This is a genomic window from Vibrio rumoiensis, from assembly GCF_002218045.2.
In the GTDB taxonomy this organism is placed as follows: domain Bacteria; phylum Pseudomonadota; class Gammaproteobacteria; order Enterobacterales; family Vibrionaceae; genus Vibrio; species Vibrio rumoiensis.
The window spans coordinates 251,145-270,485 of the sequence record NZ_AP018686.1 but is presented as its reverse complement, the minus strand read 5'-3'; the positions used below and the strand labels follow the sequence as shown (position 1 = coordinate 270,485).

13 protein-coding genes and 7 pseudogenes are annotated in these 19,341 nt (G+C 39.4%); 10 read left to right on the top strand and 10 right to left on the bottom strand.

The window, feature by feature from the left end; translation table 11 throughout:
* Positions 1 to 42: 42 nt before the first annotated feature.
* The 8 genes and pseudogenes from VRUMOI_RS13735 to VRUMOI_RS19635 all read left to right on the top strand — a co-directional run bounded on the left by VRUMOI_RS13735 (position 43) and on the right by VRUMOI_RS19635 (position 9,075).
* The gene (locus VRUMOI_RS13735; RefSeq protein ID WP_162598412.1) at positions 43 to 780 is read left to right on the top strand and encodes a LapD/MoxY N-terminal periplasmic domain-containing protein; all 738 of its coding nucleotides are present in this window, start codon (positions 43 to 45) and stop codon (positions 778 to 780) included.
* A complete protein-coding gene (locus VRUMOI_RS13730) occupies positions 710 to 1,981 on the top strand; it encodes a bifunctional diguanylate cyclase/phosphodiesterase (RefSeq protein ID WP_162598411.1) in 1,272 nt (423 codons plus the stop codon). Before VRUMOI_RS13735 ends, VRUMOI_RS13730 begins: the two co-directional genes overlap by 71 nt.
* An 8-nt stretch (positions 1,982 to 1,989) precedes the next feature.
* A pseudogene (locus VRUMOI_RS13725) lies at positions 1,990 to 4,082 on the top strand (type I secretion system permease/ATPase); the annotation flags it as partial.
* A 435-nt stretch (positions 4,083 to 4,517) separates the two neighbouring features.
* Positions 4,518 to 5,830 (top strand): annotated as a pseudogene (locus VRUMOI_RS13720) (TolC family outer membrane protein).
* Between the two features lie 9 nt (positions 5,831 to 5,839).
* A complete protein-coding gene (locus VRUMOI_RS13715; RefSeq protein ID WP_231897552.1) occupies positions 5,840 to 6,343 on the top strand; it encodes an OmpA family protein in 504 nt (167 codons plus the stop codon).
* Positions 6,344 to 6,715: 372 nt separating this feature from the next.
* Positions 6,716 to 7,036, top strand: coding sequence for a transglutaminase-like cysteine peptidase (locus VRUMOI_RS13710; RefSeq protein ID WP_269459990.1), 321 nt, complete (start codon positions 6,716 to 6,718; stop codon positions 7,034 to 7,036).
* A 73-nt stretch (positions 7,037 to 7,109) separates the two neighbouring features.
* Positions 7,110 to 8,705 (top strand): LapD/MoxY N-terminal periplasmic domain-containing protein, encoded by a 1,596-nt coding sequence (locus VRUMOI_RS13705; protein ID WP_110410686.1) that lies wholly within the window; start codon positions 7,110 to 7,112, stop codon positions 8,703 to 8,705.
* Positions 8,695 to 9,075, top strand: a complete 381-nt coding sequence (locus VRUMOI_RS19635) for an EAL domain-containing protein (protein WP_110410685.1) — start codon at positions 8,695 to 8,697, stop codon at positions 9,073 to 9,075. Before VRUMOI_RS13705 ends, VRUMOI_RS19635 begins: the two co-directional genes overlap by 11 nt.
* A gap of 87 nt (positions 9,076 to 9,162) precedes the next feature.
* Here VRUMOI_RS19635 and VRUMOI_RS13695 read toward each other — a convergent pair whose 3' ends face one another.
* Positions 9,163 to 9,828 carry a hypothetical protein gene (locus VRUMOI_RS13695; protein ID WP_110410684.1) on the bottom strand — a complete coding sequence of 222 codons (666 nt, stop codon included), beginning with the start codon at positions 9,826 to 9,828 and terminating at the stop codon, positions 9,163 to 9,165.
* Between the two features lie 410 nt (positions 9,829 to 10,238).
* Between VRUMOI_RS13695 and VRUMOI_RS13690 the strand changes: the two are divergent.
* Positions 10,239 to 10,745 (top strand): annotated as a pseudogene (locus VRUMOI_RS13690) (YgjV family protein).
* A 117-nt stretch (positions 10,746 to 10,862) separates the two neighbouring features.
* Here VRUMOI_RS13690 and VRUMOI_RS19755 read toward each other — a convergent pair.
* The 9 genes and pseudogenes from VRUMOI_RS19755 to VRUMOI_RS13650 form a co-directional block, all read right to left on the bottom strand.
* Entirely contained in the window at positions 10,863 to 10,967 is a 105-nt protein-coding gene (locus VRUMOI_RS19755; RefSeq protein WP_197712970.1) for a mannonate dehydratase, read from the bottom strand.
* Positions 10,924 to 11,395: pseudogene (locus VRUMOI_RS19630) on the bottom strand (mannonate dehydratase); the annotation flags it as partial. The pseudogene VRUMOI_RS19630 and the gene VRUMOI_RS19755, both read right to left, overlap by 44 nt.
* Before the next feature lie 130 nt (positions 11,396 to 11,525).
* Entirely contained in the window at positions 11,526 to 11,810 is a 285-nt protein-coding gene (locus VRUMOI_RS19625; RefSeq protein ID WP_269459989.1) for a mannonate dehydratase, read from the bottom strand.
* A gap of 124 nt (positions 11,811 to 11,934) precedes the next feature.
* On the bottom strand, positions 11,935 to 12,666 hold the full coding sequence (locus VRUMOI_RS13680) for a mannitol dehydrogenase family protein (RefSeq protein ID WP_110410683.1): 732 nt from the start codon (positions 12,664 to 12,666) through the stop codon (positions 11,935 to 11,937).
* Positions 12,630 to 13,340, bottom strand: a pseudogene (locus tag VRUMOI_RS19750) (mannitol dehydrogenase family protein). Before VRUMOI_RS19750 ends, VRUMOI_RS13680 begins: the two are co-directional and overlap by 37 nt.
* A 270-nt stretch (positions 13,341 to 13,610) precedes the next feature.
* Positions 13,611 to 14,661: pseudogene (locus VRUMOI_RS13665) on the bottom strand (TRAP transporter substrate-binding protein).
* A gap of 57 nt (positions 14,662 to 14,718) precedes the next feature.
* A pseudogene (locus VRUMOI_RS13660) lies at positions 14,719 to 16,022 on the bottom strand (TRAP transporter large permease).
* 63 nt (positions 16,023 to 16,085) lie between these two features.
* On the bottom strand, positions 16,086 to 16,586 hold the full coding sequence (locus VRUMOI_RS13655; RefSeq protein ID WP_089139599.1) for a TRAP transporter small permease: 501 nt from the start codon (positions 16,584 to 16,586) through the stop codon (positions 16,086 to 16,088).
* Between the two features lie 367 nt (positions 16,587 to 16,953).
* Positions 16,954 to 17,685 (bottom strand): GntR family transcriptional regulator, encoded by a 732-nt coding sequence (locus VRUMOI_RS13650; RefSeq protein ID WP_197712968.1) that lies wholly within the window; start codon positions 17,683 to 17,685, stop codon positions 16,954 to 16,956.
* Between the two features lie 177 nt (positions 17,686 to 17,862).
* Here VRUMOI_RS13650 and uxaC point away from each other — a divergent pair, with 177 nt between their 5' ends.
* Positions 17,863 to 19,278, top strand: coding sequence for a glucuronate isomerase (gene uxaC, locus VRUMOI_RS13645; protein ID WP_089139601.1), 1,416 nt, complete (start codon positions 17,863 to 17,865; stop codon positions 19,276 to 19,278).
* Positions 19,279 to 19,341 lie beyond the last annotated feature (63 nt).

Below are 19,341 nucleotides of genomic sequence, written 5' to 3'. Positions count from 1 at the left end.
TCTCTCTTGGTCTATTACCATAATTATTTAATGAGAAATGATATGACATTGTACAAACAGCTATTAACTTGGAGTATGGGGATTTTTATCACTATATCCGTAGTTTTATTTGCCCTTGAATTCCATCACACGCGTAACGACTTAATCGAACAACAAACGGTTCGCTTCGATGACACATTAAATGCTGCCACTTTTGCTCTTTCACCTTATCTACAAGGTGACGACTTAGAAGAAGCTCAAACTATTATCAAGAAAATATTTGATAATCATAACTATCAATCGACAACTCTGATATCAATTACATCGAGTGAAGCCATTAAGCTCAATTTCAAAGAACCCAAAAATTCTATACCTAGTTGGTTTATGACATTATCGAATATTAAACCTATCCAGAAAACGGTACAAATCAGCTCTAACTGGCAACCATTAGCCAATCTAAAAGTAATCAATCGCCCTACCTTTGTTTATGAAAAGCTGTGGAATAACACTAAATCTATTCTTTTTGCTCTAACATTTTGTGGCGTGATTCTGATTGTAGGATTATCGATAGTATTCCGTCGAATTTTAGTACCGTTACAGATTATCCAAGTTAGCGCTCAAAATCTTGCTAACAATAAATTTGATGAAGTATTGGAAACCTCTAAATACCGAGAATTAAATGATGTCGTTTCAGTATTTAATCAAATAACCAAGCAACTGCGTACACACTTTGAACAACAATCAGAAGAAAAACAAACTACGTGTTCGTGCGTACCAAGATCCAGTATCAGGATTGGCTAATCGCAAATACATGATGACTCAACTTAAATCTTGGATTGAAAGCGGGTCAACAGGTGGTATTGCCCTTCTCAAGGTCGATCAACTTGATGACGTGTATGAAAAAGAAGGATATATCCAAGGTGATGAACTGACTCGTAGCTTTGCTGCATCATTAATGGAAATTTCTTCAGATGAGTTCAATATTGCTCGTTTAAACAATTCTGAGTTTATGCTATTAGCTCCAAACATATCAGATGAAGATATGCTTGAGTTGGGTCGCGCTATGCTTAACCGTGTCGCCGAATTACAAAACGATCCACTTGATATTGCCCCACTTCAAGCTGCTGTTGCTTTAATTATGAAGCAAACTGACGACAGTATTTCAGATCTCCTTGCTCGCGCTGATAACGGCTTAGTACAAGCTCGTGCTAATCGCGAAGAACCAATGTTCTTGGTTCTTGCAGACAGTGATGAAAGCCAACCAAACTTTGGTAAACAACAATGGAAAGCCATCGTAGATGAAGCCATTGCTAATAAAGAATTTATTTTCAACTACCAGAAAGCTATCGACAGCAATAATCAAATGCTCCACCAAGAAGTATTTGCTGCTATACAAAAAGACGACACTCGCTATTCAGCAGGTAGCTTTTTGAATGCCCTTGAAAGCCTAGATAAAGGCCAAGACTTTGATATGTACATCATCGACGCAGTATTTGAGCAAGTCGATATATACGATCCGAAATATCCAATTGCAGTTAACTTAACTCAAAGCAGTGTTAATGATACTGGCTTTATGCGCTGGTTAAGCCAAAAAATGGAAAGCAATCCTGAATATGCCAACCGCATATTGTTTGAGATTCCTGAAATTTGCTTTATTAAGCAGCCAGATAACACCAAACTACTGTGTAACATCATTACTTCACATAAATACAGTTTTGGTATCGATAACTTTGGTCATAACTTTGGTTCGATTGACTATCTCAATGCCTACCGCCCTGCTTATGTCAAATTGGATTTTGCCTACACTACTCAAATAGATGATAACGAAAAAGCAGATGTTGTTTTCTCCATTGCACGTACTGCCGCCAACTTATCAATCACCACTATTGCTTCTCGTGTAGAAACAATAGAACAGAAAAACAAACTGATCGAACTTGAACTTGGTGGTTTCCAAGGTTTTGTTACTGAGCAAATTAATAATGTTACTGAAGGTCAGGCATAATGAATACCATAAAAGATCCGCTATTAAATTCGCTCGATTATATCAGTCGTTATTACGGCCAAGCCAATTCACCTGACGCGCTCGTTGCAGGCTTACCACTCAAAGATGGTTTACTAACTGTACATTTATTCCCCCGCGCTGCAGCAACCGCGGGCTTAAATGCTAAGCTTGAAGAGTTGCCACTTAATGATTTACCACCACTACTTTTACCGGTAGTTGCATTGCTTAAAATGGTGACGCATGCGTTATCTTGTCTGTCGATTACGAGAAGAACGAAGCTGAAGTAATCTTGTCGCAAAATGATGACAACACTCAAGAATGGGTTCGTTTAGAAGAACTTAATAAACAATACACAGGCCAACTATTTTGGTTAAAAGAGCTTCCGTTACGATGAAAGGTCCCTGAAGTTCTGAAAAACAACGATGGTCATTGGTTCTGGAGCACGCTGTGGCAATCACGTAAAATTTACCGCGACGTATTCATTGCCTCGATCTTAATTAATATCTTTGCCATAAGTGCCCCATTATTTTCACGCTTAGTATATGACAAAATTGTTCCTAACCTGGCCTATGACTCACTTTGGGTACTAGCTGTTGGTGTTTTATCATCTTCATTTTGATTTTATTTTAAAATGATGCGTAGCTATTTCTTAGATGTGGCGGGAAAGAAATCGGATATTTTGATTTCTTCAAAAATCTTTAGTCATGTAATGGGAACTCGTCTAGAATCTAAGCCCCCTTCCGTTGGTGCTTTTGCAAGACACATGCAAGAATTTGAATCAATCAGAGATTTCTTTACCTCTGCTAGTATTACCACTCTAATTGATTTGCCATTTGCTCTGTTATTTATGCTCGTAATTGCATTCATTGCAGGCCCATTAGCTATAGTTCCTTTAATTGGTGTGATCATTCTGATCAGTTACAGTTTTATTGTACAAAAGCCATTAAGACGCACTATTGAAGAAGGTTCTCGCTTAGCTTCACAAAAAAACTCAAATCTTATTGAGAGCTTATCTGGTCTTGAAACATTAAAAATGTTTGGTGCTGAAAGTCAGTATCAATATCGTTGGGAAGAAGCCGTTGCCCACATGGCAAACTGGAGCTTAAAGTCTCGTCGTCTTACAGATTCACTGCAAAATACAGCGGGGTTCGTTCAACAATTTTTGAACGTAGCAATGATCGTTGTCGGTGTTTACTTAATAGGAAATGGCGACCTAACCATGGGTGGTTTAATTGCAGCTACCATGCTAAGTGGACGTGCAGTTAGCCCGATGATACAAGTAGCGATGCTATCAACTCGCTATAACCAAGCCAAATCTGCGATGGGTATTATCGACAACTTAATGCAAATGCCAACTGAGCAAGAACCGGGCAAGCGTTATATCCACCGTCCTATTATCAAAGGTAAGATCCAATTTGATAATGTGAACTTCACCTACCCGAATGCAACCTCGCCTTCGTTAAGAAATATTAACCTGACAATTAATCCAGGTGAGCGCATTGGTATTATCGGTCGTATTGGTTCAGGTAAAACGACGTTAGAGCGTATCTTGATGGGATTATACCAACCAACCTCAGGTACCGTTTTAATTGATGATACAGATATTAAGCAGTTACATCAGATCGATATACGCCGTAATTTAGGTTGTGTACCGCAAGATATTACTCTGTTTTACGGTAGCATTCGTGACAACATTGCACTTGGACGCCCTCTTGCCAGTGATAAAGATATCATTCTTGCCGCTGAACGCGCTGGCGTAACAAGCTTTACACAAAAGGACAGCGCTGGTTTAGAAAAACAAATTGGCGAAGGTGGTGCCGCTTTATCTGGTGGTCAACGTCAAGCGATTGCCATTGCACGTGCACTATTAGGTAAACCACCAGTAATGATCATGGATGAACCAACCAGTAGTATGGATAACCGTACGGAGATGTTCATCAAGCGCCAATTGCGTAACTTTAATAAAGGTGAAACTCTAATCTTAATTACGCATAAAACTGGCATGTTAGACTTAGTCGATCGTTTAATAGTCATGGAACAAGGCCAAATCATTGCCGACGGCCCTAGAGATAAAGTATTACAAGCACTTCGCTCTGGAAAGTCACAGAAATCAGCACCGACTGTTGCTAAAAAATCACCAACACTAGAGGCCAAAACAAGTGATGCTGCACCTTCTGCTTCCGAGCCAAAACCAAGCGAAGATCAGGCGCAAGCAGCAACTAGTACTGTTTCTAGACCAACATCAGCTACGGCGACCAAACAAACAACGACAACCAATAAGAAGAAATCTACCATTCAAACAAGGCCGATTTAACAAACATACAACTAATTTATTCGCATGATTTTGTCTAGACTGATATGATTTAAACAAAATCATGCGTTTAAATTTGTATATTTAACACCGTTTATCAGTTAAAGGGTATATTATTTTTTCTAAATACCCTGTAATATCGTGTAAATCTAAATTTTTGTCCGTTTTCGGCTTTATATACCCTTTCCTTAACGCTTAACTATCTAGCATGTTAAGAGGATGATGATGATAAAAACTCCAAAGATAAATAAATTAGCCATTTTCCTTGGTTGCCAATTAATCGCTCTGCCAACATACGCGCAATCTCTTGAACAAGCGATTGCCAATGCATTAACAACAAACCCAAATATTCAATCAACCTACAATGAATTTATCAGCCAAAAAGAAACCAGCCGAGCCTCAACTGGTAAATATTTACCATCGGTCGATCTTGAAGCTGGTGTCGGCTATGAAGATTATGACAACAGTGCAGGCTCTCAAGGCGAATACAACCCTCGCTACGCTCAAATCAGTATTCGTCAGTTAATCTGGGATGGCTCAAGCACTTATAACGATATAAAAAGAACAAAAGCAGAAGCTGAATCTCAACGCTATCAATTACTCGCTGATGCCCAAGATATGGCATTATCCACTGCTGAAGCTTATATTGATGTCATTCAAGCCCAAGAGGTGGTTACCCTATCTCAAGCAAACCATGATGTTCACATGCGTATCTATCGTGATATCAAAAAACGTACAGATTCAGGTTTAAGCTCAACGGCAGATCTCGTTCAGGTTGAGGGACGTGTTGCACAAGCCAATACCAACTTACTTTCAGCTCAAAGTAACCTTAACGACAAAATTACAGCATTTGTAAGAATAGTTGGCTCTTACCCTCAAGATTTAAGAAAACCTAAAGTTGATGATACTTACATCGCTAAGTCGCTAAATGATGCGCTTGAGAAGCCAAAGCCAATAACCCAACTATGTATTTGGCTTACCATGATGTGCAAGCCGCTCAATATCAATACGAACAAACCAAAGGCACTATGTTACCGACATTTACTGTCGAAGGCTCACAGAAATATGGTGATGAAATTGACGCATCTGATGGGGATACTGATGAGCTTAAAGTAATGCTTAAAATGAACTACAACCTGTACAACGGTGGTAGTGACGCAGCAGACAGTCGTTCAGCTGCCAGCCAAATCAACAAAGCGAAAAATATTCGAGATAACGCCTACCGCTTATTAGAAGAAAGCACCCGTTTATCATGGAGTGCTAAAGAACTGGCGGAATCACAAGAAAAGTTTCTTCAACAACACGTAGATTCTGCGGCAAAAACCATCATCGCTTATGAGAAGCAATACAAAATCGGTAAACGAACCTTATTGGACCTATTAAACACCGAAAATGAGTTATTTGAATCTCGTAAAGCTTATTTAAGCGCACACTATTCTGGTATTATTGCTGATTATCGCCTATTGAATTCAACAGGTCTGCTTCTGAATGAGTTACGTGTTGCCATCCCTGATGAATGGGCTCGTTCGTCTAAATAAGGAAATATTATGAAAGCATTAACTCTTTCTTTATTGGTTTTACTATTGGGTGCATGTTCAAACCTAGAATCTGATCCACCGCCAATCGCCTTTCATTCAAAAGATTTGAGCGATTCAGATAATGACGGTGTGATCAACGCGCGTGATTTATGTGCTAATACTCGTAAAAACGCCGTGATTGATAACAATGGTTGCCCTACTGTTGTCCATTCAGAAGAAGAAAATAAACTACACATTTTATTTGCTAACGATTCAACCGTGATTCCTGCCGCTTATGATAAGCACATTAAGAATATGAGTAGTTTCTTAGATAAATATCCACAAACTCATATTGTACTTAATGGTTATGCTAGCCCAGTTGGCCCGGCAGAGCACAACAAGTACCTCTCGATACATCGTGCAGCGAATGTCTATAAAGCCTTGGTTGCCGCAGGCGTCAGTCCTAAACGTATTGAAACCGTAGGTTACGGTGACAGCGATCAATTCAAGCAACATCGAGAGAAGAAACTATGACATTAAGCCGTCGTGTTACTGCCTCAGTGGTAGGGATGGATAGCAGCGTAGTAGAAAGCTGGACTATCTATGATCAACGTAAAGACTAAGAGATCTTTTCTCTCTTTCTCGCTTACCGCCTATCTTTTCTTAATCTTGTTAATCATTTCAGTGAGCTTCGGCTCTCACTGCTGTTAACAACAAATCATTACCTTCAGTCATGAGGCATTTTGGACAACGTGCTGGTTTACGAATCAAAGCATGGCTAGATCACCCATAACTTACAGAATCACTCCTCTCTCTACAATTATCCGAAGTGAATAACTTTTTAATCAATTAGTGTTTATTGATGATATAAAGTTATAGGGTGAAGATGATTATTGGGCAACACCGGTGCAGTTTCTTAATGCTGGCGGTGGAGACTGTGAAGATTTTAGTATTGCCAAATATTATACCCTGCGAGAATTAGGGGTAGATGACGAGAAATTGCGCTTAATCTACGTAAAATCACTGACATTAAACCAATTTCATATGGTCGTTGCCTATTATGAAACGCCAAGTTCAATGCCTTTAATTTTAGATAATATTGATGGCGAAATAAAACCGGCCAGTCAAAGAAGCGATCTCGTTCCTGTCTATAGTTTTAACGCCACTAACTTATGGATCACAAAGGAGGCGCAGGCTGAGTGCCGGCCGGTAATGTCTCCAATTTAAGTATGTGGCAAAATTACGTAAGCAAGTCAGCATGACACTCATCACCCTATTATAAACTTGGATCAATGATGCTATGAGTCTATATAATAAATTTCAAATTTGGTTATCGATAACCTTCTTAATATTGACGACATCGGTTTTTGGCTTACTACTCCACTCTAGCCATACTTACCTGAAGACTCAGCAAAAGATTGAGATGACGAACATGATCAGCGCATTGAATATTGCGCTAACTCCGTTCATTCATCAAAAAGATAAAGTGGGTTTAGAGTCCGTCATTAATGCCTCTTTTGATAGTGGCTTCTACGGTTCTATCACACTCAAAATAAATGATAGCAATACCCAAATTCAACGTAAGAATCTTAATCAAAATTCTGACTCACCTGAATGGTTTCAAAAAATTGCGCCTTTTGAAGAGCTAACAGAATCTCGCGTATTAATGGATGGTTGGATGCAAGCCGCAACCTTAACTGTCACCAATAATACGGCAACAGGTTATGACCAATTATGGGCGCTGACTCTACGCTTGCTCACCGCATTTATTATTAATTCATTACTTGCTGCAATCTCGATGATCATCATACTTCGAGTCATGTTCAAACCATTAAAGGACATACAAAAGCGTGCGAATGAAATTAGCTTAAATAAGTTTGGCGACCCTATTCCTCAAGTCAATACTCGTGAACTCTCTGATGTGATACAAGCGATTAATTACATGAGTAAGCATATTGAAGCTCATTACTTACAATCGGCAAATGAAGTAAAACGCCTACGTATGCGCGCTTACCAAGATCCTGTTTCTGAGTTAAGTAATCGTGAATATTTCATCACTCAACTTGAACCATGGCTAACTTCTAACACCCATGATCATTGTGGTCTGTGGTTAATGAAAGTCGATGCCATTGAAGATGCGTATGAAAACAAAGAATTTGATAAAGCCGATAGCATGGTTAAAGAACTTGCTCAGAAATTAAGTTCATTTGTTGACGGAAGAAGTACCTTTTCTCGCTTTAGTCGTTCTGAGTTTATTTTACTGGTCCCTCATTGCCATTATGAGTATTTAGAACAAGTATCAGAGACCGCACTTAATCTCGTTAATGAATGGCAACCGAACGAATTAATTGAAGATAACTCAGCCTCTATTGGGATGATGGTTTTACATCATCAAACCGACATGAGAACAGTTTTCACCCAACTTGATAGCGCCCTAACTCAAGCTCGTCAACAAAGCGGCTTAAAAGCATTTTATATAATGAAAATACTATTTTTATATAATGAAAATACTATTTTGCCTGAGTTTACAAAGGGTAAAATGGAATGGCAGAACTTTGTTAAACAAGGTATTGAAAATCAACAGGTCAAAATTCGACTTCAACCAGCGATTAATAAAGAGCAACAAATCCTGCACTACGAGGCCTTTGCCTATATTGAAGTGGATAATATTATCTACACAGCCAATCATTTTATTACTGCACTAGAAGATAGTGATGTGGCCTATCAATTCGATAATCATGTATTAACGCTTGTGAGTAAGCAATTGGCTGCTAACCCAAGCAAGTCACCGATTACCGTTAATATAAGTAAAGATAGTCTTCATAATAGCCAATTTGTAGTCTTCTTAACTCAAATGCTAAAAGCTAACCCTCAACTTAGAGACGCTGGTATTTGAGTTTCCTGAGGTTTGCTTCACTAAGCACCTTGAAGAAAAAGTTATTACTCAATTACTACTCCAGCATTCGTTCAAGTTTGGTATTGATAACTTTGGTCATACTTTCAGCTCTATCGATTACTTACATCAAGTTCACCCGACCTATGTCAAATTAGATTTTACGTATACGAGCCAATTGGATGATCCGGCAAAATATGACCTTCTCGCTTCTATGACTCGCATCGCCAAAAACTTAGGCATTGGCATGATTGCAACTCATGTAGAGAATTTAAAGCAAATTGATCAATTAGTTGAGCTTGATATTCGACGCTTCCAAGGGTTCATTACCGATAAGCTAGAATTAAACGGCCATAAAAACGCTGACAAATAACCGTAAAAAGAAAACCCCCTGATAGAAAATATCAGGGGGTTTCTGGTACTAGGTTCTAATGATTAGAGCTTTAGATATTAAGCTCGATTAATCATCAGACTCTAGTACAACATCATCAATAAACACTTCTGTTTGGAATGCCACGTCGCCATTAACATCGATATTTTCAGTGCTGCTTAAATGAGTTAGAGCATAAACTTCCAAAGTTGTGTTACTGCCTGAATTAAAGGCTAATTCCACTTTACGGAAACCATTCGTATCATCGCCGTCAGAATCGATAGCATCATTCGTGAATGTCTTTGTTCTGACTGTGTTACCCGCTAGAGAACCAACACCCATATCTTTCACGCCCAACTCAAGTAAGTTTGGTGACTCATCGCCTTTCTCATCACGGTAATAAACCGTCAAAAGATAGTCGGTATCGGGTTCAATGTTAGGAATGATTTGGCTTACACCAGGCCCCGCTTGTAATGTTGAGCTTTCATTGATTGAAGGGTAAAACAAACGTAGAGAACCAGGATCACCTGAAGCGGTAATATTCGTTGCTTCAACCGCACCCAAACCTAACTCTGGCGTAGCATGCACCAACCAAGCACCACTGCTGTTGCCATTTAAAGCGAAACGAGTAAATGCACCATGAGCGACTTTGCCCATAGCGGGTACCGGTGTAGTATTTACAGGCGCTTTATCCGAGTTAGAAGAGCATCCAGCAAGCACCCCTGCAATAGCTAAAGCTAAGTAAATTTTTCTCATATTATATTCCCTTTCACGCGATGAAATTGTTAACAAACCAGTCGTTTAAGCCAAATTATAGTTAACTAAAATACATTGGTCATAATTCCTGCCATTTTAACGAAATTTATAGGAAATATCTTCCATTATTAGGGATTTATTACACCTTAAAAATAAAGACTATGGGCTACGAACTAAAATGTATAGGTCAATATCCCTAGCGAATAACCGCACCAATATATTGCTGTTTACCTGCATTCCTTGCACCAAATCACTATTTAATGAAAAGGTATTTCATTTTATTTCAAATCATGCTTTACCATGTTAATCTAATTGGTATAACAACTTTCGCACATCACAATACTTATTATCATTCGGCTTTAGACTCCAGCCCTATTGCCATCTTTGCTTTCTTCGCTTAAGGCTATTACATGGAATTTTTAATTAACCTTTCTTTTGCTCAATGGCTTGGCTTTCTCAGCTTCGCCTTAGGTTTCTACTTTTATCAAAAGGATGACCGTAAGCTTAAAATTTTAATGGTGATATTCCAGCTGAATAACGTTTTACACTTCTACCTTTTGGGTTCAAATATTTCAGCAATCAGTACCCTTTATCTTTCTTACGAACTGCCACAGCGATTAAGACCTCAAACAAGGTTGTGGCCGCCTTTTTGTAATCATCAGTATTGCACTTGGTTTATGGATAGCGGAAGGGCCACTTGATTTACTCCTATCGCAGGCTCAGTATTAGGCACCATTGCAGTATTTCTCCTAAAAGGGATTCAAATGCGAATTGCCTTTATCATCGGTGCGGTATGCTGGCTGGCCAATAATATTATTGTCGGCTCGATCGGTGGCTCACTCTTAGAAGCGACGTTATTAACCGTAAACTTATTTACTATCATGCGTTTATATCGCAATAAAAAAGTTGGAGTCTAACGAAGCGATAGAATCTCCTCTGTTGGATGAAAAGAAATAGTCCCAAAAACAATAAAGGCGAAGTACTGTAAACCTCAGTACTTCGCCTCTTCATCGCTCACTTCAATTGAAGATCATTTACGACTTATGGTTTAACGTATCCCACAAACCGTTTATGTACATAATACCAAGCGCACGATCATATAGACCATAACCCGGTCTTGCCCACTTCTCTTCTCCCAAATATGACGTCCATGATCAGGTCGAACATAACCTTGGTAATCATATTTATGCAGCGTTTTACTACTTCGACAATATCAACCGAACCATCGCACGCGCGGTGTGAACTTTCGATGAAATCCCCATTTTCAAAACGCTTTACGTTACGAATATGCATGAAGTGTATGCGGTCATGGTAGCTTTCAATAATTGCAGGAATATCATTATCAATTGAACCTAATGAGCCGGTACATACGGTTAAACCATTATGAGGTCTATCAACGAGCTTTAAGAAGCGTCCGATATTTTCCTTATTAATGATGATGCGTGGCAAAAATAGGGAAAGCAGGATCATCTGGGTGAATCGCCATTTTGATATTACATTCTTCAGCAACCGGAATAATTTGCTCTAAGAAGTATTGGAGGTTTTTCCATAAATCTTCAGCAGTAAAACCCTCGTATTGTTTAAAGGTGTTCTTTAGGTTAGCTAAACGCTCAGGCTCCCAGCCGGCATGGTCACATCAGTGTTTTAGAAATCGTCTCAATTAGCTCAATAGGGTCAATTTCATTAATCTTACTTTTTCAAAAACAAAGCATTTGAACCATCTGGCATTTTTTATAGAGATTAGTGCGAGTCCAATCAAATACCGGCATAAAGTTATAACAAACGACTTTGACACCAAATTTAGCCAGCACTCGTAGCGTTTGCTTGTAGTTTTCAATGTATTGATCTCGAGTATCAAGACCCAGTTTAATATCTTCATGCACATTAACGCTTTCTACCACGTCAATATGAAAACCATATTCTTGCGCTTGTTTTTCGACTTCCGCCACACGCTCTGGTGACCAAAGTGCGCCTGCCGGCATGTCGTGCAATGACCAAACTACGCCTTCTACACCCGGAATTTGTTTAATTTGGTCAAGGTGATTTTATCATTTCCTTCACCATACCAACGAAATGTCATTTTCATAATACTTACCCTTGCCTGCGCTACACAGTTTGAATAAATTGTTGAACACTTTGCTTAGATCCGTGCTCAATCAGTTGATTTAAAGCATCTATTAACTGTGCTTTAAATATAGAATTACTTGCTAACTCAGCTGAAAATACCGAATCTAACGACAAAAATGCGCTGACGACATCTGATGTAGAATCACCATGCGCTCGCCATATCTCATTGAATGTCGCTTTTAGCGGATCGCGGATATCAATGTCTTCACCATTCTCATCCCTACCACTCACATACTTCATCCATGCCGCCACCGCGAGTACCAAGCCTGAAATATTGATATCATTTTCTAAACCAAACGCTATCGTCTGTAAAAAGCGTTGTGGTAGTTTTTGAGAACCATCCATCGCAATCTGCCAGGTACGATGCTGTAGCGCGATGTTTTGGTATCTTGCAATCAACTGATCTTTATAGGCTTCAAGATCAATCCCTTTTACATCCACTGAAGGGCTAATCTCTTTATCCATTAAGTAACGGATAAATGCACTAAAACTTGGATCTGACATGGTTTCCGAAACGGTTTGATAGCCTGCTAAATAACCCAAGTACGCAATAGAAGAATGAGTGCCATTGAGCCTTAGCTTCATATTTTCGAACGGAATAACGTCATCGGTCAGCATAATATTGGCGATAGAGGTTTCCCAAGCCGGTCGCTCGTTATTAAACTTATCTTCAATCACCCATTGTAAAAGGGTTCTGTGCTCACGCAGCAATCATCCTCTACCCCTAGTTGTTGGGATATTTTATTGATATCCGCTTGGGTCGTTTGAGGCACAATTCGGTCGACCATGCTGCAAGGAAAATCAATATTATCTTTAATCCATACCGCTAGCTCAGGATCAAGTTGCTGTGCAAAATCCAATACGACACGTTTTAATACATGACCATTTTCAGGTAGGTTGTCACAAGTTAATGGCGTGAATGGTGCAATACCTTTCTCTTTACGAGTTTTGATGGCAGAAACCAAAACCAATAGCGCTGTGTGGTTGGTCAATATGCTGCAAATCATGTTGAATTAACGGATGATTTGTATCTAAATGACCTGTCGCTGGCAAATGGCAATAGCCTTTTCTGTAATTGTCAGAGAAACAATTTTCACTGTTTCGCTGGTCATATAACCAAATTTTCTCAACTTGATTATTAAAAGCACCTCTTCAACGGCACCAATCACTTCAAGGTTAACCTGTTCATCTTGACCAACCGCAACTGTGTACAGGTTATCTTGGCTTGAGAACTCTTGCTCTAGCCCTGTTTCCGATTCAGGTTTACCAGCTGCTCGCCAATTATTGACGCCGACAATTTTCCAGTCGCCACCAAATTCTTTCATTGCGACATCGGTAATTAACGCCTGATGCGCGCGATGAAATGCGCCAAAACCTAAATGCACAATACCAACTTTTGCATTGAGATTATTTTGACTAGGAGTGAGCTTGCGGTGACATGCTCTAAGTTAACTAGATTCAACTTCATAATACGTTCGCCATTTCATATTGTTTTTAAATTGACTGTTAAATATTCTTCTACAGCGCTAAACCAACTTAAAACAATAAGTAATTTGATTGGATCTCTTTGGCTAAAGGTAAATAATAAGGCTCAGGCTAACCTAATGCGTCGACCTGAACCTTACCTATTTCGGTTGTATAGCTAGACCATTGAATTACTTAGTATTTTGAATATCATTAAGCATATCGACAAGATCTGGGTTTTCTTTCTTAAACTTCTCGTAAACAGGTTTTACCGCTTCTTGGAACGATGCCGTATCACTGTCTATGAATGTGATGCCTTTGGTTTTTAGATCGGCCGTTGCATGGTCAACATAGTTCTTCCAGTTGACTTCTTGCTGCTTCGCCGTTTCTTTTGCCACTTTACGGATAGTTTCTTGCTGCTCAGGTGTCAGTTCATCCCAAACGCTAGTTGAGACCACAAGCACGTCTGGCACCATGGTGTGCTTGTCATAAGAAAGGTTTTCTTCACTTCAAAATGACGAGAAGAGTAATATGATGGAATGTTGTTTTCTGCCCCATCGACTACCCCTTGCTGTAGCGCTGAATATAATTCGCCGTATGGTAGTGGAACCGGGGTTGCCCTAGAGATTTGATGATATCAATCGCCAGTGGTGAGTTTTGAACACGGATCTTCATGCCTTTCAGATCAGCAGGCGTTTTGATTGCTTTATCGGTATAGAAACTACGTGCACCCGCATCTAGGAATGCCAAGCCAACAAAACCGTCATCACGAGAAGAGGCTAAAATTTTGTCACCAATAGGCCCATTCAGTACATCGCGATACTGCTGCTCACTGCTGTATAAATAAGGGAGAATGATCTTATAATCTTTCGAAAATGACTCCAGCGGAGCAGCACTCACTTTAGTAAAGGCAACCGTGCCATTTTGCACCATTTGCAATAAGCTCGTTTCATTGCCTAACGTTCCATTGGCGTACACTTTTACCCTGATTTTCGTTTCATCTTTAACATGGTCAGCAAACCAACTTAACGATTGGTGAACTGGATGTTCAGTGGGTAGTGCATGAGCTAATTTCAATGTTTGAGCATAAACACTAGATTTCGTTTCATCTTTAACATGGTCAGCAAACCAACTTAACGATTGGTGAACTGGATGTTCAGTGGGTAGTGCATGAGCTAATTTCAATGTTTGAGCATAAACACTAGAGGTAAATGTTGCTCCAGCTAAGATTCCCGCAAGCATTAACTTATTCAGTTTCATATTATTATTCCCTTATTTGTTTCTACGTTATTGAACTTATTAAGATACATATCCCGCCAAATGAGGTAGCCACATAGTTAGTGATGGCACCATAATGATCAGTCCCAAAGTTAGAACCATAATTAAGAATAAAGGTATTAACTTAGGCACTACATCGCCGAGCTTATTACCAGAGACACTACAGCCCACAAATAGAGCCGTACCAACTGGTGGAGTACAAATGCCGATACAAAGGTTAAATACCATGATGATGCCAAATTGAATTGGGTCGACGCCAAGCTCAACGGCGATAGGTAAAATATCGGTGTGAAGATCAGAACCGCTGGAGACATATCCATGAATGTCCCCACCACTAATAAAATCAAATTCATTAGCAGCATAATAACCAGCGGGTTGGTTGAATAATTAAGAACGAAGTCTGCAATCGCACCCGGAATATCAGCATTGGCCATAGACCATGACATTGCCGAAGACGTTGCAATCATCAGTAATACGATAGAAGTCGTAATCACACTATCAAGTAAGATAGGCGCTAGATCTTTAAACTTTAATTCACGATAAGCAAAGCCTAGAATTAAGCTATAAACCACCGCAATAGCTGAGGCTTCCGTTGCAGTAAACGCCCCACCTAAAATACCGCCCATAATAATTAACACTAAAAATAAGCTTGGAATAGCATCCCAAATCACTTTCATTGTTTTTTCTTTTTGAACGATTTTCTCTTGTGGGATCTTGTATTTTTTGCCCAATAGCAGAATACCAATCATAATTCCCAAGCCCATTAAAAGACCCGGAATATAACCAGCAATAAAGAGATACTGCACTGAAGTACTGCTCACTAAAGCATATAAAATCAAGATATTAGAAGGTGGAATTAGCAACCCCGTTGGACAAGAGGCAACATTCACCGCAGTCGAGAAATCTTTCGGGTACTTATGCTTCTCTTGCAGTGGTTTCATTATCCCACCAACCGCTGCGGCAGCCGCGGCAGCAGAGCCCGATAAAGAGCCAAACATCATATTGGCAATAACATTCACATGAGACAGTGAACCTGGAAGCTTACCGCCGAGCAACATAGCGAAATTAATCAGCCTATTCGCTAAACCGCCTCGATTCATTAAATTCCCAGCCACAATAAAAAATGGCAAAGCTAATAAACCAAAACTATTTAGCCCATTGGTTAATTGTTGTGAAACTAAGATCGACGCTTTATCAATTGGGAAATCAATGAATATTGTCAGTAATGCCGCGCCACCAATCGCAAATGCAATCGGAATACCTATTAATAAAAATATTGCTAACGATCCAAATAGAACCACAATTGGCAGTAAATCGTAGACCATATCAGGCATTGAATTGATGTAGTCTTGAGTAAATATTAAATCAACCAGTGTCATGATATTTCCTCAGCGAACTATTTGATATATTGATTTGAGAATATCAATACATGCGTAGTAGCAGATAATGACACCCGAAAACGGTACCACCGTGTAGACATAACCAATTAAAAGTTGATGCCCACCGATAGATAACCCAGGAGAGACTTGATTGTGATGCAGCGTCGTCATCATGAAGTTCCAACCGCCGTACACTAGGGCAACAGAAGAAAACAACAAAACAAAGCAACTAATAACAATATTAAGAACATGCTGATTTCTAGCCTTGAGTCGAGTGACCAACAACTCTAAAGCTAAGTGACGTTTAATTGAGAAGGTATAAGCTCCACCTAAGATACCAATCCAAATAAGCAAATAACGGGAAAGTTCATCGGTAAAAACTGAAGGATCGTTTAAAATAAAACGCGTAAATACCTGCCATACAACCGAAAAAACCATCATTGCCATAAAAAATATGAGGGCATATTCTAATATTCGGTTTAATAATTTATTAAATACTTCTAGGTTCATTAGCACACTCTTCCACAGCAATAATTATTATATTTCTTAATAAGCAATCGTTTCCTTACTTAAATAAAACACCTTATTGAGTATCTTAATGTGACTATAATCACGGCATATAATTTTTTGAACCGTAGTTTTATATTTTAAATTCAAAAATGCTAGCAGACCTAAACTTTTAAGATGTTATACCAATTTTATTGCAATTTTGTGAGCTAAATTTGTGCAATATGTGCGGAAATGTTCTAAAGGAGTGCAATTGGAGAGAGGTTTGTCACGAGGAATATAACGAAAGCAGGTCAATGAATAACCACTAACCTGCTGATATTGAATGGTTAACTATATATCTAATGGTTTGGTTTCGAATAGATACTTATCATAAGGGTATCTTCTGCTGAAGAGGCATCATATAAAATTGCTTAGTACTTTCTAAATGCTGCCACATTTCAGCTTTTGCTTGCTTAGAGTTTTTAACCTGTAAGGCTTTTACAATCGCACCGTGCTCATCCGCCCAGGTATTGATATTTGATGAATCGATATGCTCGTGTAATTGATTCCATAATGGGTTTTGTTTACGGGTAAACCAAATCAGCTCAATAATTAAAGAAAGCACCGAGTTTTTGGTGATTTTACCGAGTTGAATGTGAAATTCCTCATCCCATGCCGAATCAGTATCATCAGCATTTAGATAACTTTCTTTCTGTATTTTATCTAATAAATCAATATCTTGCTTTGTAACCTGGCTAGCAGCAAAAGAAGCAATAGTACATTCAACCACCTGCCTTGCTTGTAAAAGCTCAAACGGGCCGGCTTTCTTCATCTCTTCAACAAGGTAACGGGCAAATTCTTCCTCGCTTTCACTTAATCCAGAAGATTGCTGTGAAACCGTCGAGATAACATGAATCCCCGAGCCTTTTCTCACTTCCACCAACCCTTCCAGCTCAAGCATGATCATCGCTTCACGCACAACCGTTCGACTAATGCCAAGCTCTTCAGCAATAATTCTTTCCGGTGGCATTTTCGTCCCTACCGGATATTGGCCAGATAGTATTTTTGTTTTTAATTTTTCGCCAATAACTTGATACAAACGCTTGTTTTCAAAAGACATCATTCACCTAACTATTCAATTAAACCCAAAAAAACTATCACAAGGGAAACCATATTATGCTGACCAATATCGAATATAAATAAATTTCGATTGTTTAATTTTGTGATCTGCAAACTTGTTATACCAATTTAATCTCATATTATACCAGAAATATCTATTTTATTTAGGTGGAAGGTCATGTCAAAATTTTTAACGGAAGATTTCTTACTTACAACCAATATCGCGAAAGAGCTTTATCATAATGTGGCAGCGCATCAACCGATTATCGACTACCACTGTCACCTTCCCCCAACACAAGTTTCGGAAGATTATCGCTTTAAAAACTTAACCGATATCTGGCTAAAAGGTGATCACTACAAATGGCGTGGTATGCGTACTAACGGTATTGAAGAGCGTTTTTGTACGGGGGATGCTTCGGATAAAGAGAAATTCTTTGCCTGGGCCAAGACTGTTCCCCAAACCATTGGTAACCCACTCTTCCACTGGACCCATTTAGAACTGCGCCGTCCTTTCGGGATTACCGATACTATTTTAAATGAATCTACCGCTGAAAGTGTGTGGAACCAGTGCAATGAGATGCTGGCTTCACCAGAATTCTCCGCGCGCAACATTATGAAAAAAATGAATGTACGCATGGTCGGCACTACTGACGACCCGATTGATGATTTGGTTCCTCACAAAATCGTAATGGATGATAAAGATTTTGATGTTCAGATGCGTCCTAGCTGGCGACCAGATAAAGCCTTTAATGCTAACGCAGAAGACTACTCAGAATACTTGAGCAAGCTTGGCAAGCTCACCAACATTGAGATTCAACGCTTCTACCATCTGTGCGATGCACTCACTATCCGTTTGGACTATTTTGAAGCTCATGGCTGCTGCATTTCTGATCACGCCCTTGATACTGTGGTCTTTGAAAACGCCAGCGAACAAGAACTAGACTCAATTTTATCCAAACGTTTATCAGGTGAATTATTAACTGATAAAGAAGCCGCACAACTGAAAACGGCCATTCTGATTTTCTTAGGCAAACAATACGCACAACGCGGTTGGGTTCAACAATACCATATTGGCGCATTACGAAATAACAACCAACGCATGTTCAACCTTATTGGTGCGGATGTCGGTTTTGATTCGATTCACGATGCCCTAGTTGCTGCCCCGCTATCTAAATTACTCAATGCACTCGATGTTGAAGACGCATTGCCAAAAACCATTCTGTATTGTTTGAATCCACGTGATAACGAAGTCATCGCGACCATGTGTGGCAACTTCCAAGGTGGTGGCATCGCAGGCAAAATTCAGTTTGGCTCTGGGTGGTGGTTTAACGATCAAAAAGACGGCATGTTGCGTCAAATGGAACAACTTTCGCAGCTTGGCCTACTCAGTCGTTTTGTTGGCATGCTGACCGATAGCCGCAGTTTCCTTTCTTACACCCGCCATGAATATTTCCGCCGTTTATTGTGTCGCTTAATTGGCCAATGGGTTGAAGATGGTGAGGTCCCTCAGGATATGCCACTACTGTCAAAAATGGTGGAAGATATTTGCTTCAACAATGCGAACCAATATTTCAACTTAGGTATTAAGAAGTAATTGCCTTCAACTAAGGCTATTCGTTTCTCGGATAGCCTTCCCCTATTTGCATGATGCCACCAA